The sequence below is a fragment of the Caulobacter sp. GW821-FHT12D05 genome, from assembly GCF_058807295.1.
The window spans coordinates 167,186-181,281 of sequence record NZ_JBXAQO010000005.1 but is presented as its reverse complement, the minus strand read 5'-3'; the positions used below and the strand labels follow the sequence as shown (position 1 = coordinate 181,281).

The following is a 14,096-nucleotide window of genomic DNA, read 5'->3' as shown; positions in this document are numbered from 1 at the left end:
GCTTCGGCGCCGCTTGAACTGTGGCGGTTCTCGCGTTCAACTCCCTTCAAACAAATGTTGGGGAGGTCGTGATGAACCGTCGGGAATGGTTGGCCATGGCTGGCGCTCTGGGGCTGGTTCCGTCGCTGGCGCGGGCGCAGGGGGATCCGACGGCCGCGCGAGACGCCTGGCTCTACGCCCTGCCGCTGATCGAGATGGCCACGACGCGCGCGCGCTTGTTGAAGGCTCCGGGCGCGGCGATCAACAGGATCTCCCACACCCGCACCCTGTCGGACCACAACGCCCGCTGGGTGACGACGCCCAATAACGACACCTTGTACTCATCGGCCTTCCTGGACCTGACCAAGGGGCCGGTGACCCTGACCATCCCGGCCCTGGGCGAGCGCTACTACTCGGTGGCGGTCATGGACATGTTCACCAACAACAACGTGGTGCTGGGCACGCGCACGATTGGCGGCAAGGGCGGGACCTTCACCCTGGTCGGGCCGGGGCAGGCCTCGAGTGGGCCGAACCCGACGCGGATCGCCACGCCGCACGTCTGGCTGCTGGTCCGCACGCTGGTCAATGGCGAGGCCGATCTAGACGCCGCCCACAAGGCCCAGGACGGCTTCGTCGTGAAGGGACCCGCCGGTGGTCCGGTCGCCGCCTATGCCAATCGCGACGCCAAGCCGGCCGACTATTTCGCGACGGCTCGCGGCCTGCTGGCCAGCGACCCGGCCCCGCCGACCGACCTGAAGATCTTGGCCCGCACCGGCGCTTTCCTGGGCGCGGGACCCTATGACGAGGCCGCCGCAGCGGCTGGCGTCGAGCAGGCCCGGATGATCACCATCTTCGCCAAGGGGCGGCAGGCCTTCGTCGGCGGCTGGTCGTATCCGCGCCCGAACCTGGGCGACTACGGCCAGGACTATCTCTATCGCGGCATCGTCGCTCTGCAGGGCCTGGGCGCGCTGCCGCCAGCCGAGGCGATGTACATGAAGGCCGCCGGCGATGACGGGGCGGGGAACTTCACGGGCGACGGCCTCTATCGCCTGAGCCTGCCGGCCCAGATCCCGCTGGACGGCTTCTGGTCGCTGTCGATGTACGAGGCCATGCCCGACGGGCAGTTCTTCTTCACCGACAACCCGATCAAGCGCTACACGATCGGCGACCGCACGCCGGGCCTGAAGCGCAACGCCGACGGCGCGCTGGACATCTGGATCGGCCGCACCGACCCCGGCGGCGACCGCAGCGCCAACTGGCTGCCCGCGCCGAAGTCGGGTCCGTTCGCCCTCTATCTGCGCGCCTATCTGCCCAAGGCCGAGCTGCTCGGTGGCACCTTCCGCTTCCCGGCGGTGGTCAAGGCCTAGCGAACGCCCAAGCGGCGCCATGGAATCGTCCCGTTCGCCGCTGAAGCTCTGGTTGAGCTTCAAGCGGAGGGATGATGCGTGGGTTTGTGATCGGTCTGTTGGTGTGCCTGTGGCCGGCCTTGTCGTCGGCCCAGGCGGTGGTTCCGGCCATGACGGCGGGCAGTCCGGAAATGCTGGACAAGCGCCTGGTCGATATCGGCGGCGGCCGGCAGCTGAACATGGTCTGCATCGGCCAGGGCGCGCCGACCCTGGTCTTCGAGCAGGCCCTGGGCGGCACGATCCTGGACTGGCAGCACATCCAGGTCGAGCTCAGCAAGACCAACCGCACCTGCTTCTACGACCGTGCGGGCTATGGCCAGAGCCCGGCCTCGGACCAGCCCCGCACGCCCAAGAACGTCACCGACGACCTGCACGCCCTGCTGCGCAAGGCCGGGGTGAGCAAGCCGTTCGTGCTGATCGGGCACTCGATCGGCGGGCGCTACGCACCCTACTATTACGAGCGCTTCCCCAAGGACGTCGCCGGCATGGTGCTGGTCGATCCTGGCTTCTACGGCCAGGACGACCTGGGCCTGTCGCCCAGCGAGCAGACGTTCTTCGACGGGCTGCGCGTGAAGGCGCTGGAGAAGTGGTCCAACTGCGCCGCCAAGGCGCGTAGCCACGAGATGACGCTGGAGGCGCCGCAAGGCTGCTTCGGGGCCAAGCTGCCGTACTACACGCGCGACGAGGCGGCGCGGATGCTGCCCGTCTATCAGCGCCCCGAGCGGTGGGAGACGATCGCCTCGGAATACAGCCATATCGACGAGGATACGGGACCGAAAAAGGACTGGGGCGCGCTGCCGGTGGTGGTGCTGACGCGGACCCAGTTCCCGCCCACGCCCGGCGCGACGGACTTCTTCAATCAATCCGTCGAGGCTGTGGTGAAGCGCGGGCACGCGGCGCTGGCGGCGCGGTCCAGCCGGGGTCGGAACATCACCGTGCCGAACTCCAACCACTACATGCAGGCCAACCAGCCCGAGCCTGTCCTGGCCGCGATCCGCGAGCTCATCGCGGAGGTTCAGGCTACGAAGTGAGAAGCTCCCGCCGCTCCTGGGCGCTGCGCATGGCCAGGTCCATGACGGTCATGGTCGCCAGGGCGTCGGCGGGGTTCGACGGGTTCGAACCCGCGCCGTTCAGGGCGTCGCGCAGGGCGGCATAGAAGGCCAGGTAGTCGCCAGGCAGGTTTGTGAAGTCCGAACCGCCCTCGACGCGGAGCAGGCTGCCCGGACGCGGATCGACGCCCCAGCCTTCGCCGCCAGGCTTCGCGCCGCCGGCCAGGGCGGCCTCCTGCGGGTCCAGGCCGTGCTTGATAAAGCTGCCGCCGGTCCCGTGCACGATGAAGCGCAGGTCGTTGGTCGGCGCCAGCTGGCAGGCGTGCAGCACGACCCGCAGGCGCGGATATCGCAGCAGCACATGGCAGTAGTCGACCGCCTGGCCATTATCCTTCTGCACCGCGAAGTCGGCATAGACGCCCAGGGGCATGCCGAACAGCTGCAGCGCCTGGTCAACGAGGTGCGGGCCTAGGCCGTACCAGGTGCCGGCGCCGGCCTTCTCCTTCCACTGGTCGACGACCACGGGGCGGAAGCGGTCGTAGCGGGACTCGAAGTGCGTGACCTCGCCCAGGGCGCCGTCGGCGATCAACTGCCTGATGGTCAGGAAGTCGCTGTCCCAGCGGCGGTTGTGGAACACGCTGAGCAGCTTGCCTTCGTGCGTGGCCTGTTCCGCCAGGGCCTGGGCGTCGGCCAGGGTCGTGGCGAACGGCTTGTCGATCAGCACCGCCTTGCCCGCCGCCAGGGCCGCGCGGCCGTGCTGGGCGTGGACGGCGTCGGGCGTGGCGACCACGACCAGATCGATGGCGGGGTCGGCCAGGGCCGTGGCGACGTCGGGAATAACGGCCGCGCCCGGATGGTCCGCCGCCACTTGGTCCGTCCGCGAGGTGACCACGGTCTTCAGCGTCAGGCCCGGCGTGGCGGCGATCAGCGGGGCGTGGAACACCTTGCCCGCCATGCCGTAGCCCAGCAGGACGACGTTGAGAGTCTTGGTCATGGGCAGCTCCGACGGCGAAGGTTCGGGACCCTAGTTGTTCGATGAACCGTGGTCACGACGGTGGGCAAAAAATGGGTGCGTATCGAGGCTCGACCCGGCGTCGCTTCGACGGCAGATTGCGCGCGTTCGCTCTCCAGGAGACTCAAGATGAAGACCCGCGCCGCCGTCGCTTTCGAAGCCAAGAAGCCGCTGGAAATCGTCGAGGTCGACCTGGAAGGGCCCAAGGCCGGCGAGGTGATGGTCGAGATCAAGGCCACCGGCGTCTGCCACACCGACGCCTACACCTTGGACGGCCTGGACAGCGAAGGCATCTTCCCCTCGATCCTGGGCCACGAAGGCGCGGGCGTGGTGGTCGAGGTCGGCGCGGGCGTCACCAGCGTGGCCGTCGGCGACCACGTGATCCCGCTCTACACGCCGGAATGCCGCCAGTGCAAAAGCTGCCTGTCGGGCAAGACCAACCTGTGCACGGCCATCCGCGCCACCCAGGGCAAGGGCCTGATGCCCGACGGCACCAGCCGCTTCTCGTACAAGGGCCAGGCCATCGCCCACTATATGGGCTGCTCGACCTTCTCGAACTACACGGTGCTGCCCGAGATCGCGGTGGCCAAGATCCGCAAGGACGCGCCGTTCAAGACCGCATGTTATTGCGGCTGCGGCGTGACCACCGGCGTGGGCGCGGTCACCAACACCGCCAAGGTCGAGCCGGGCGCCAACGCCATCGTCTTCGGCCTGGGCGGCATCGGCCTGAACGTCATCCAGGGCCTGAAGCTGGTCGGCGCCAACATGATCATCGGCGTCGACCTCAATCCGGCGCGTGAGGACTGGGGCCGCAAGTTCGGCATGACCCACTTCGTCAATCCGACGGACGTGCAGGGCGACCTGGTCGCCCACCTAGTGGCCCTGACCGACGGCGGCGCGGACTACACCTTCGACGCCACCGGCAACACCGGCGTGATGCGCACGGCGCTGGAAGCCTGCCACCGCGGCTGGGGCGAAAGCATCATCATCGGCGTGGCCGAGGCGGGGAAAGAGATCTCCACTCGTCCGTTCCAGCTGGTCACCGGCCGCGTCTGGAAGGGCACGGCCTTCGGCGGCGCGCGCGGCCGCACCGACACGCCTAAGATCGTCGACTGGTACATGGACGGCAAGATCCAGATCGATCCGATGATCACCCACGTCCTGCCGCTGGAAGACATCAACAAGGCCTTCGACCTGATGCATGCGGGCGAGAGCATCCGGACCGTGGTGACGTTCTAGGTCCCGAACGGGAATCGCCGCAGTCGAGAGACGCGTTGGCGGGCGCGTCTCCCGCAGGTTTCGATCACACGCCACGGGTGCTTATGTCGTTCCTCAAGCGGTTCCAGAAACGCGCCGAGACCTTGCCGCCAGCGCTTGAGCCGCCCGTGCTCGAGCCGGCGGTGGTCGAGGCTGTGGCGCCGGAGCCCGAACCCGTCGTCGAGGCTCCGCAACCGCCGCCGATCGATCCCGCCGTGGAAGAGGCGCGCGGGCTGCTGGCGGCGCGGGACGAGGGGCGACTGTTCGTCTCAGACTATCCCTATGAGATGCGCCAGCGGCCCTACGCCAAGTCGGTTGGCGGGCGGAAGATCGTCGACCAGCTGGTCGCGTCCCATCCTCGCATCACGTTCTGGCTGGACCAGATCCAGCACTACCTGCCCGACCTGAAACGCATCCCCAAGATCCCCGAGGGCGACGAGCCCGGCTGGATCAACGGCATGTTCCCGACCCTGGACGGCATGGTCCTGTACGCCATGGTCCGCACGCTGAAGCCGGCGACCTATCTGGAAGTCGGGTCCGGCAACTCGACCAAGTTCGCGCGCCGCGCCATCCGCGACGGGGGTCTGTCCACCAAGATCATCTCGATCGACCCCTATCCGCGGGCCGAGGTCGACCGGATCTGCGACAAGGTCATCCGCCGTCCGTTCGAGAAGGTGCCGGACCGCCTGTACGGCGATCTACTGCAAGCCAACGACATCGTCTTCATCGACAACAGCCACCGCAGCCTGCCCAATTCGGACGTCACGGTGTTCTTCACCGAGACCCTGCCGGCCTTGCCCGCCGGGGTGATGTACGGCCTGCACGACGTGTTCCTGCCGAACGACTATCCGCAGGCCTGGATGGACCGGTTCTACAGCGAGCAGTATCTGCTGGCGGCCTATCTGCTGGGCGGCGCCGGCGGGGACCAGATCGAGTTTCCAGGCATCTACGCCTCGGACGCCAAGGTGTTCAGGCCGACCCTCCTGCCGCTCTATCGCCGCAGCGCGTTCAAGGGCGCGGCCAAGCACGCCGGCGCGTTCTGGCTGCGACGCGGCGAAGGCTAACCATCGAACGGATGGCGACATGACCTTGGAAATCCTCAACACCCATCGCGTCCACGGCGGCACGCTGCGCTATTGCCGGCACGCCAGCGCCAGCACCGGCACGCCGATGAAGTTCACGGTGTGGACCCCAGACGGGGAGGGGCCTTTCCCTTATCTCGTCTGGCTGTCGGGCCTGACCTGCACCGAGGACAATTTCACGGTGAAGTCGGGGGGCTACGCCTATGCCGCCCAGCACGGCGTGGCGATCGTGGCGCCCGACACCAGCCCGCGCGGCGAGGGCGTGGCTGACGATCCGGCCTACGACCTGGGGCAGGGCGCTGGCTTCTATGTCGACGCCACCCAGGCCCCGTGGGCGCCGCACTTCCAGATGTACTCGTATGTGACCAAGGACCTGCTGGAGGCCGTCGACGGCGCCTTCCCGCTGGACGCAGGCCGGCGAGGGATCTTCGGTCACTCGATGGGCGGCCACGGGGCGCTGACCCTGGCGTTGCGCAACCCGGACCTGTTCAAGTCGGTCAGCGCCTTCTCGCCGATCGTCTCGCCGCTGAACTGCCCGTGGGGCGACAAGGCGATGACGGCCTATCTGGGTCCCGACCGTGCCGCTTGGCGCGCTCACGACGCCTGCGCGTTGATCGAGGACGGAGCGGGCGAGGCCTTCGACGACATCCTGATCGACCAGGGCCTGGCCGACAACTTCCTGGAAAGCCAACTGAAGCCCGAACTGATCGAAGCCGCCGTCGAAAAGACCGGCGGGAAGGTCACCGTCCGCCGCCAGGACGGCTATGACCACAGCTACTTCTTCATCACGACCTTCATCGGCGAGCACCTGGAGTGGCACGCTCAAAGATTGTAGTTTCTGGCTTCTGACCGTTGAGGGCGCATGGCGATCTGCTATGCTGCCCTCATGGTTCCCGAACCCTCCATCTTCGAGATCGACGAGGAAGCCGAAGCGGCCGCCGATGCGGAAGGCATGGCTGACATCGCCGCCGGCCGTGTGGTGCCGCACGAAGAGGTGGCGGCCTGGCTCGACACCTGGGGAACGCCAGACGAGCAACCCGCACCAGCCAAGTGGCGCAAGTAGTCTGGACAAAACGCGCGCTGGCCGACCTGATGGCCATTCGCGAATATATCGGACAGTTCAGCCCATTGGCCGCGCAACGCATGGCCGTGCGCCTGAGGGGGGGCGGTCGAGAGCTTGGCGGATCATCCAGAGCGTGGCCGCAGAGCGACCGCCACGCTGAGGGAACTGGTCGTCGTGCCACCCTATGTGATCCGCTACTATTTCGGTGACGGGGTCGTGCGTGTCGTCCGTATCCGGCATGCGGCTCAGCTATAACCCGCCAACATTGACTCTCCGGCCTCTCTCGCCCATAAGCCACCCCTTCACGCCGCCGGCTCGCCGGACGGCGCGAAAACCGCATGACGGATTGACCCGAAGCCGCCGTTGAGATCGCACCTCCTTTGGGGGAGCCGGCCCGGATCGAATAAAGAGTGACTTATGTCCAAGCGCCATAGCGCCAAGTACAAGATCGACCGCCGCATGGGTGAAAACCTGTGGGGCCGTCCGAAGTCCCCGGTCAACCAACGCTCGTACGGTCCCGGCCAGCACGGCCAGCGCCGCAAGAGCAAGGTTTCGGACTTCGGTCTGCAGCTGCGCGCCAAGCAAAAGCTGAAGGGCTACTACGGTAACCTGACCGAGAAGCAATTCTCGCGCACCTACGAGGAAGCTGCTCGCCGCAAGGGCAACACCTCGGAGAACCTGATCGCTCTGCTCGAGTCGCGCCTGGACGCCATCGTCTATCGCGCCAAGTTCGTGCCGACCGTGTTCGCCGCCCGCCAGTTCGTGAACCACGGCCACGTGACCGTGAACGGCAAGCGCGTGAACATCCCGTCGTACCGCTGCAAGGCCGGCGACGTGATCCAGGTTCGCGAAAAGTCGCGCAACATGGCTCTGGTCCTCGAAGCCGTCGCCTCGAACGAGCGTGACTTCGCCGAGTACGTCTCGGTCGACGCCAAGAGCCTGTCGGCCACCTTCGTCCGCGCTCCGGAACTGTCGGAAGTTCCGTATCCGGTGAAGATGGAACCGAACCTGGTCGTCGAATTCTACGCTTCGTAAGCGTCGGATCCGAACCAACGGAAAAGGCCCCGGAGCGATCCGGGGCCTTTTTTGTTGCGCCCCTTAAGGGACAGAGCCCCCTTGAAAGGCTCCGGAGGCTACCCCAGCTTTATGGGGCGGGACCGGGCCCCTCTGGCGAGTGATGCAAGCACTCGTGATGTCGGACCGCATCGGGTGTTCTCGATGTCACTGGGTCCGGCCGCCTAAGCCCCCCTCCCTGAAGGCGCCGCCTCCGACACGAGGACACCCGATCCATCTCTTTGGACCGGAGGTTTTCGTATGCCCCTTCTGATGTGCCCCAACTGCGACGGCTCCATGCAGGCCGTGCAGCGCGCCGGCGTTGAGTTCGACATGTGCCCGCGCTGCCGTGGCGTCTGGCTGGACCGTGGCGAACTGGAAAAGCTGATGGTGATCGAGCGCGAGGAGGTCCAGGCGGCCTATGCCGAGCCCAGGCCCTACAAGCGCCCCGACCACTATGCCGACCACAAGCGCCACGACCGCGATGACGACGATCACCGTCGCCACGGCGCGTACGGCCATCACAAGAAGAAGCGTTTCGACCTCTTCGACATCTTCGACTGACGACAAGCACGATGAACCACTTCAAGACCTACATGCTGCTGGCGGGCCTGACGGCCCTGTTCATGGGCGCGGGCTATCTGATCGGCGGGCCGACCGGCATGCTGATCGCCCTGGCGTTCGCCCTGGCCCTGAACGCCTTCTCGTACTGGAACGCCGACAAGATCGTGCTGCGGACCTATGGCGCGCAGGAGGTCGACGAGAGCCATCCCGAGCCGCTGATCCGCAACTATGTGGTCGACGTCGTGGAGATGGCCCAGAAGGCCGGCCTGCCGCGTCCGCGCGTGACGGTCATCGACAACGCCCAGCCCAACGCCTTCGCCACCGGCCGTGATCCGGCCAATGCCGCCGTCGCGGCGACCACCGGCCTGCTGCAACTGCTGACCCGCGACGAGATCCGCGGCGTGATGGCCCACGAGCTGGCCCACGTGAAGAACCGCGACACCCTGGTCATGACCGTGACGGCGACCATCGCCGGCGCGATCTCGGCCCTGGCCAATTTCGCGTTCTTCTTCGGCGGCTCGCGCGACGAGGAAGGCAATGGCGGCGGCATCGGCGGGATGATCGGCGCGATCGCCATCGCCATCCTGGCCCCGATCGCCGCCATGCTGGTGCAGATGGCCATCAGCCGGGCTCGCGAATACGAAGCCGACCGCATCGGCGCCCAGATCGGCGGCGACCCGGCCGCCTTGGCGCGCGCGCTGGAGAAGATCGAAGCCTATGCGCGCGGCGGCTACGTCAACCACGACGCCGAGCGCAATCCGGCCACGGCCCACATGTTCATCATCAACCCGCTGGCCGGGAAGGGCGCGGACAACCTGTTCTCGACCCACCCGTCGACCCAGAACCGCGTCGAGGCGTTGATGCGGCTGGGCGTGGGGCAGGGCGCGCGGCGGCCGGCCGTCCCGGTGACGTCTTCGGTCGTTCCGCCGAGCAATCCTGGTCCTTGGGGTTAAGGCGCGGCCACCGGCAGCTTGCGGGGATATTCCCAAGCCCAGGGTGTGCCCAGGTCGCCCAGCACGGACTTGACCAGCGTCGGATAGAGGCGCTGGCCCAGGCCGCTGTTGCTGAGCAGGACGACGCAGCGCTTGCCCTTCTCGACGCAGCCCACGTGGTTGTCGGTGATGTCGTTATGGCCGCCCTTGAAGAAGGCGTGGCCCTCCGGTCCGTCATAGACGACCACGCCGATGCCGGCGGCCAGGCCGATCTTGGCGTTGTCGGGATTGTCCTTGATCAGGAACGGCGGGAACTGGGCCTCGCTGACGATCGGGAAGCTGGCCTTGTCCAGCTCGGCGCGGGTCTTGGCCGAGAGGCCCCAGCCCGAGACCATGGCCGCCGCCAGCTTGCTCATGTCCGCGATCGTCGTGTCCAGCGAGCCGGCCGCCTTGACGCTGGAGCGGTCATCGTGGGCCTCCCACTTGCCGTCCTCGTGCACGCCATCGGCCAGGTTGCCCTTGAAGTCGTCGCGCCAGATCATGCTGGAGCGGGTCATGCCCAAGGGCTGGAACAGGCGGCGGTTCATTTCGTCGCCAACCTTGACGCCCAGGCTTTCCTCGATGACGAGCTGGGCCAGGTTGATGCCCTCGTTCGAATAGGCGTAGCGGCTGCCTGGCTCGAGATTGAAGCGGAACTTGTTCTCCGGATCATAGAACCGCTGGTCGGCCAGGCCCGAGCTGTGGGTCAGCAGGCGGCGGAGGGTGATGGTCTTCCAGCGCTCATCGACGCCCAGGTCGGCATATTTCGGATAGGCGGGCAGGGGCTCGGGCAAGTAGTCGGCGATCGACTTGTCCAGGTCGATCTTACCGTCGTCGACCAGCATCAGGACGTAGTAGGCGAAGGTCATCTTGGTCAGCGACGCCGCGTACATGATCGTGTCGGTCGTCAGCGGATCGCCCTTCTCGTTGCGCATGCCCTTGGCGACGACGTGGGTGACCTTGCCGTTGTCGATCACGGCCACGGCCAGGCCTGGGATCTTGCCGGCGACGATCAGGCGATCGATCTCGGCGTCGAGTTTCTTGTAGTCGGAAGCCGCGTGGGCGGGCGCAGCGAAGACGGTGGCCAGCGACGCGGCCAACAAAGCACTACGAAGACGCACGATGAACTCCCCGAAGGCTGGCTATGTCGCCAGCGGTGGGCGATCTTCACCGCAGTTTGGATCGTTCGTACAGAGGTCGATGAACTTCGTTCAGTCGCGCAGAGGTTTTGTGATCGCCGGAGCGGCCCTGGCGCTGGCCGGGTGCGCGACCACGCCTGGCCTGCTGGCCGCGGCGCCCGGCGAGACCTTTCCCGAGCTGGAGCCGTTGCTCGCCGCCAATGCCGCCGCCGACGCCCTGACCATCCGTGTGACATCCAAGGGCTGCACGGCCAAGGCCGACTTCGTGTTCCGCGTCGATCGTAAGGCCGGGCATGCGGTCGTGGCCTTCGCGCGGCGGCGGCTGGAGACGTGCAAGGGGCCGGCGGGCTGGGCCGAGCTGCGGTTCAGCTATGCGGAACTGGGCCTGACGCCCGGCGAGCGCGTCGCCATCGCCAATCCCGTGCTCAGCCCTTCGGCGTAAACCGTTCGACCATCCACGGCAGCACCCGTGCAGGCCGCTTGGCGGCGATGTCGATCAGGACCCAGTCGGTGCGGCTCTGGGCGCACATCTCGCCGTCGGGGCCGTCGATACGGACGTAGCGCTCGAAGCGCGGACCCTTCAGCTCGCCGACCCAGGTGTATCCGGTGGCGATCTCGCCGGGCAGCAATTCACGGCGGTAGTCGATCTCATGGCGGCGCGCGATCCAGCTCCAGGGCGCGCGCTGCTCTTCGCTCGCCCAGGCTTCCCAGTGGGCGATGGCCAGGTCCTGGGCCCAGGCCAGGTAGACCACGTTGTTGACGTGGCCGTTGGCGTCGATGTCCGACGCCTTGGGCTCGAAGGTCAGGGAATAGGCGTCCGAAGGCGGGACGAAGAGCCGGCTCACGCCGAAATGAGGCCCTGCTCGACAAAGAGGGTCTTCAGCTCGCCCGACTGGAACATCTCGCGGACGATGTCGCTGCCGCCCAGGAATTCGCCCTTCACATAGAGCTGCGGGATGGTCGGCCAGTCGGTGAAGGTCTTGATGCCCTGGCGCAGATCGTCGTCCTGCAGGACGTCGACGCCGATGAACTCGACGCCCAGGTGGTCGAGGATCTGCACGGCCACCGACGAGAAGCCGCAGCGCGGCTGATCCGGCACGCCCTTCATGAACAGCACCACCGGATGCTCGGCCACGGTCTTGGCGATGAAGTCGATGGCGGGGGAGGAGGCGACGTCGGTCATGGGAATAGTCCTGGAGCGTAAGCCTTTCAGCTAGGCGCCATAGGGCTCAGGGTCAAGTGCGACCCGCTGCCTTCTCGCGCTCCTGGGCCGAGAAGCGGGCCATTTCGATCTGGGCGCAGACGCCGGTGGGCAGGTCGCGCTCGACCACGGCGGCCAGGCGCTCGACCTCGGCGCGGCTGTCGGCGGTGACGCGCACGGTGGCCAGCGAGGGTTCGGTCAGGGCGTATCCCAGGCAGATGTCCTCGGCGTTCCAGCTGGGGGTGGTGTGCAGGAAATCATAGCCGCCGAAGTCGGCCAGCGGATCGGTGCGGCGACGCCACAGCGACGGCTTGGGCGTCGCGCTGACCCCGGCGCTCTCGCGCAGGGCCTGGGGCCAGAAGTCCTCGCCGATGACCGCGAAGTTGTGTTGCGACGCATGGCGGATGCGATGGCGCTCAGCCCAGCCGGACGACAGGTTGAACGGCGAGGAGATGGCCGTGACCAGGCCGCTCTTCAGCAGGCGCGGATCGATGTCGCCGCGGCTGGCGATGCCCAGGCCCCTCACCGCCCGGCTCTCATGCAGGAAGCGCAGGCCGGCGTCGAAGGCCGGGGGCAGGGCGGGGGCCAGCGGGTCGTTGATCAAAACGAGGTCCAGATAGGACAGGCCCAAACCTTCGAAGGCCGAGCCCAGCAGGCTGTCGACGGCCTGTTGACCCAGCATGGCGGCGTCGCCGCGCACCCGCCAGGTCAGGAACAGCAGGTGGCGCTCGACGGATGCGAAGGCCTCGCCCGCGCCCTTCGCCAGCTCGGGGCTGTCGCCCTCGACCTGAAAGCTGTTGATGCCGTTCTCCAGCGCCGTGAAGACCAGGGCCCGCCAGTCATTGGCCCGCAGGCGCGCGCTGTCGGCCAAGCGCAGGGTCAGCGCCGAGATCGCCATGCCAGACGCGCCGAACGGGCGGTAGCGCAAGGGCTGCTCCTATTCGGCCGGGGCGGCGGTTTCGAGGGCCAGAGCGTGCAGCGTCCCGCCCAGGACGTCCGCCAGCGCCTTGTTGACCAGCTGATGCTGGCGCACGCGCGGCAGACCCTTGAAGGCGGGCGAAACGATGCGGGCCTTCCAGTGGTCGTTGTCGCCGGCCAGGTCGGTCAGCACGATCTCGGAATCGGGGAAGGCCTGCGTGAGGCGGGCCTCGAGTTCGGCATGGGACATGGGCACGGGGAAGGACTCCTGGAACGTCTATCTGGCCGCGATTCCCTAAGGATGGACGCACGCTGACAGCGTTTGTCATTCGGGACCACGGCGATCTGTCGGAGATTTAATTGAATTCGTCGCGCCGCGCACGGCATGTAGGCGGAATGATCCGTCTTTCCCGCGCTATCGCGCTGACCGTTGCTGTTTTCGCCGCTGCTCCGGCCTTCGCCGATCCGGGCGACAAGGCGCTGGACGATGTCCGCATCCTGTCGGCCGACGACATGCAGGGCCGCCTGGTCGGCACGCCCGGCTCTGAGAAGGCGCGGGCTTACATCCTGTCGCGGTTCGCGCAGATCGGCCTCTCGCCGCTGGGTGACAAGTTCGAGCAGACCTTCGAGTTCGCCAAGCGCGACGGGACCAAGGTCACGGGCACCAACCTGGTGGCCCGCATCAAGGGGACGGAGACCGGCGGCAAGGCCCTGGTCGTCTCGGCCCACTACGACCACCTGGGCGTTCGCGACGGCCAGATCTACAACGGCGCCGACGACAACGCCTCGGGCGTGGCGGGCCTGCTGGCCGTGGCCGAGGCGTTCAAGGCCAAGCCGCCCAAGCACGACGTGATCCTGGCGGTGGTCGACGCCGAGGAGGGCGGCCTGCGCGGCGCCAAGGCCTTCGCGGCCAATCCGCCGGTCCCGCTGTCGACGATCGCCCTGAACATCAATTTCGACATGCTGGCCAAGAACCCGAAGAACGAGCTCTACGCGGCCGGGACCGCGCCGTTCCCGTACCTGAAGCCGATCCTGGTCAAGCTGGCCACGACCGCCCCGGTGACCCTGAAGCTGGGCCACGACACCGACGAGGCAGGCAAGGAGAACAACTGGACCAACCAGTCCGACCACTACGCCTTCGGCGAGAAGGGCGTGCCGTGGGTCTATTTCGGGGTCGAGGACCATCCCGAATATCATAAGCCTACGGACGACTTCGCGACCGTGCCGCAGGACTTCTTCAAGCGCTCGGTGGCCACCGTGGTCCAGGCCAGCCAGGCGCTGGAGCGCGACCTGGACGACGTGGCCAAGGCGTCAGGCCGCTAAACCCCTAGTTTCATTGGATTTCACGGCGCGGCGAATTGTCACCGCGGCTGGCGCAGCAGCCTCATCTCTCCTTAATGTG

The 14,096-nt window shown here is 67.0% G+C and carries 17 protein-coding genes and 1 pseudogene; 12 read left to right on the top strand and 6 right to left on the bottom strand.

Features of this window, described 5'->3' with window-relative positions; translation table 11 throughout:
• Nucleotides 1–71 precede the first annotated feature (71 nt).
• On the top strand, nt 72–1,346 hold the full coding sequence (locus tag AC1RRR_RS24170; RefSeq protein ID WP_492816909.1) for a DUF1254 domain-containing protein: 1,275 nt from the start codon (nt 72–74) through the stop codon (nt 1,344–1,346).
• A 71-nt stretch (nt 1,347–1,417) separates the two neighbouring features.
• Complete coding sequence (locus tag AC1RRR_RS24165; protein ID WP_492816907.1) at nt 1,418–2,416, top strand: alpha/beta fold hydrolase; 999 nt, start codon at nt 1,418–1,420, stop codon at nt 2,414–2,416.
• Here AC1RRR_RS24165 and AC1RRR_RS24160 read toward each other — a convergent pair.
• Nucleotides 2,406–3,428: an oxidoreductase gene (locus tag AC1RRR_RS24160; RefSeq protein WP_492816905.1), complete on the bottom strand. Its 1,023-nt coding sequence runs from the start codon at nt 3,426–3,428 to the stop codon at nt 2,406–2,408. The two genes, AC1RRR_RS24165 and AC1RRR_RS24160, sit on opposite strands and share 11 nt — an antisense overlap.
• A gap of 147 nt (nt 3,429–3,575) precedes the next feature.
• Between AC1RRR_RS24160 and AC1RRR_RS24155 the strand changes: the two genes are divergently transcribed.
• From AC1RRR_RS24155 to htpX, 8 genes and pseudogenes are all read left to right on the top strand, one after another.
• On the top strand, nt 3,576–4,685 hold the full coding sequence (locus tag AC1RRR_RS24155) for an S-(hydroxymethyl)glutathione dehydrogenase/class III alcohol dehydrogenase (RefSeq protein ID WP_492816903.1): 1,110 nt from the start codon (nt 3,576–3,578) through the stop codon (nt 4,683–4,685).
• An 83-nt stretch (nt 4,686–4,768) separates the two neighbouring features.
• Nucleotides 4,769–5,767: a class I SAM-dependent methyltransferase gene (locus AC1RRR_RS24150; protein WP_492816901.1), complete on the top strand. Its 999-nt coding sequence runs from the start codon at nt 4,769–4,771 to the stop codon at nt 5,765–5,767.
• A gap of 19 nt (nt 5,768–5,786) precedes the next feature.
• Entirely contained in the window at nt 5,787–6,620 is an 834-nt protein-coding gene (gene fghA, locus AC1RRR_RS24145; RefSeq protein WP_492816899.1) for an S-formylglutathione hydrolase, read from the top strand.
• 51 nt (nt 6,621–6,671) lie between these two features.
• The gene (locus AC1RRR_RS24140) at nt 6,672–6,848 is read left to right on the top strand and encodes an antitoxin (protein WP_492817147.1); all 177 of its coding nucleotides are present in this window, start codon (nt 6,672–6,674) and stop codon (nt 6,846–6,848) included.
• Nucleotides 6,800–7,103, top strand: a pseudogene (locus AC1RRR_RS24135) (type II toxin-antitoxin system RelE/ParE family toxin). The gene AC1RRR_RS24140 and the pseudogene AC1RRR_RS24135 overlap by 49 nt, the downstream one beginning before the upstream one ends.
• A 162-nt stretch (nt 7,104–7,265) precedes the next feature.
• Nucleotides 7,266–7,883 carry a 30S ribosomal protein S4 gene (gene rpsD, locus AC1RRR_RS24130; RefSeq protein WP_291877282.1) on the top strand — a complete coding sequence of 206 codons (618 nt, stop codon included), beginning with the start codon at nt 7,266–7,268 and terminating at the stop codon, nt 7,881–7,883.
• 279 nt (nt 7,884–8,162) lie between these two features.
• A complete protein-coding gene (locus tag AC1RRR_RS24125; protein WP_492816897.1) occupies nt 8,163–8,465 on the top strand; it encodes a TFIIB-type zinc ribbon-containing protein in 303 nt (100 codons plus the stop codon).
• 11 nt (nt 8,466–8,476) lie between these two features.
• Nucleotides 8,477–9,418, top strand: coding sequence for a zinc metalloprotease HtpX (gene htpX, locus AC1RRR_RS24120; RefSeq protein ID WP_492816895.1), 942 nt, complete (start codon nt 8,477–8,479; stop codon nt 9,416–9,418).
• Here htpX and AC1RRR_RS24115 read toward each other — a convergent pair.
• Nucleotides 9,415–10,557, bottom strand: coding sequence for a serine hydrolase domain-containing protein (locus AC1RRR_RS24115; protein ID WP_492816893.1), 1,143 nt, complete (start codon nt 10,555–10,557; stop codon nt 9,415–9,417). The genes htpX and AC1RRR_RS24115 overlap by 4 nt on opposite strands.
• Before the next feature lie 79 nt (nt 10,558–10,636).
• On the opposite strand from AC1RRR_RS24115, the gene AC1RRR_RS24110 reads away from it, so the two are divergent.
• Nucleotides 10,637–11,017, top strand: coding sequence for a hypothetical protein (locus tag AC1RRR_RS24110; protein WP_492816891.1), 381 nt, complete (start codon nt 10,637–10,639; stop codon nt 11,015–11,017).
• Here the strand turns inward: AC1RRR_RS24110 and AC1RRR_RS24105 are convergent.
• Genes AC1RRR_RS24105 through AC1RRR_RS24090 form a run of 4 tightly spaced genes read right to left on the bottom strand, consistent with a single transcriptional unit; the run spans nt 11,001 to nt 12,950 of the window.
• Nucleotides 11,001–11,420 (bottom strand): acyl-CoA thioesterase, encoded by a 420-nt coding sequence (locus AC1RRR_RS24105; protein WP_492816889.1) that lies wholly within the window; start codon nt 11,418–11,420, stop codon nt 11,001–11,003. The genes AC1RRR_RS24110 and AC1RRR_RS24105 overlap by 17 nt on opposite strands.
• Nucleotides 11,417–11,758 (bottom strand): Grx4 family monothiol glutaredoxin, encoded by a 342-nt coding sequence (gene grxD, locus AC1RRR_RS24100; RefSeq protein ID WP_492816887.1) that lies wholly within the window; start codon nt 11,756–11,758, stop codon nt 11,417–11,419. Before grxD ends, AC1RRR_RS24105 begins: the two co-directional genes overlap by 4 nt.
• A gap of 52 nt (nt 11,759–11,810) precedes the next feature.
• Nucleotides 11,811–12,704, bottom strand: coding sequence for an aldo-keto reductase family protein (locus AC1RRR_RS24095; protein WP_492816885.1), 894 nt, complete (start codon nt 12,702–12,704; stop codon nt 11,811–11,813).
• Between the two features lie 9 nt (nt 12,705–12,713).
• Entirely contained in the window at nt 12,714–12,950 is a 237-nt protein-coding gene (locus tag AC1RRR_RS24090; protein WP_291877303.1) for a BolA/IbaG family iron-sulfur metabolism protein, read from the bottom strand.
• Between the two features lie 140 nt (nt 12,951–13,090).
• Here AC1RRR_RS24090 and AC1RRR_RS24085 point away from each other — a divergent pair, with 140 nt between their 5' ends.
• A complete protein-coding gene (locus tag AC1RRR_RS24085) occupies nt 13,091–14,017 on the top strand; it encodes a M20/M25/M40 family metallo-hydrolase (protein ID WP_492816883.1) in 927 nt (308 codons plus the stop codon).
• Nucleotides 14,018–14,096 lie beyond the last annotated feature (79 nt).

Bases quoted from the DNA above. Each gene is read 5' to 3' on its own strand.
- AC1RRR_RS24170 (WP_492816909.1), top strand. From the start codon at position 72: ATGAACCGTCGGGAATGGTTGGCCATGGCTGGCGCTCTGGGGCTGGTT.
- AC1RRR_RS24165 (WP_492816907.1), top strand. From the start codon at position 1,418: ATGATGCGTGGGTTTGTGATCGGTCTGTTGGTGTGCCTGTGGCCGGCC.
- AC1RRR_RS24160 (WP_492816905.1), bottom strand. From the start codon at position 3,428: ATGACCAAGACTCTCAACGTCGTCCTGCTGGGCTACGGCATGGCGGGC.
- AC1RRR_RS24155 (WP_492816903.1), top strand. From the start codon at position 3,576: ATGAAGACCCGCGCCGCCGTCGCTTTCGAAGCCAAGAAGCCGCTGGAA.
- AC1RRR_RS24150 (WP_492816901.1), top strand. From the start codon at position 4,769: ATGTCGTTCCTCAAGCGGTTCCAGAAACGCGCCGAGACCTTGCCGCCA.
- fghA (WP_492816899.1), top strand. From the start codon at position 5,787: ATGACCTTGGAAATCCTCAACACCCATCGCGTCCACGGCGGCACGCTG.
- AC1RRR_RS24140 (WP_492817147.1), top strand. From the start codon at position 6,672: ATGGTTCCCGAACCCTCCATCTTCGAGATCGACGAGGAAGCCGAAGCG.
- rpsD (WP_291877282.1), top strand. From the start codon at position 7,266: ATGTCCAAGCGCCATAGCGCCAAGTACAAGATCGACCGCCGCATGGGT.
- AC1RRR_RS24125 (WP_492816897.1), top strand. From the start codon at position 8,163: ATGCCCCTTCTGATGTGCCCCAACTGCGACGGCTCCATGCAGGCCGTG.
- htpX (WP_492816895.1), top strand. From the start codon at position 8,477: ATGAACCACTTCAAGACCTACATGCTGCTGGCGGGCCTGACGGCCCTG.
- AC1RRR_RS24110 (WP_492816891.1), top strand. From the start codon at position 10,637: ATGAACTTCGTTCAGTCGCGCAGAGGTTTTGTGATCGCCGGAGCGGCC.
- grxD (WP_492816887.1), bottom strand. From the start codon at position 11,758: ATGACCGACGTCGCCTCCTCCCCCGCCATCGACTTCATCGCCAAGACC.
- AC1RRR_RS24085 (WP_492816883.1), top strand. From the start codon at position 13,091: ATGATCCGTCTTTCCCGCGCTATCGCGCTGACCGTTGCTGTTTTCGCC.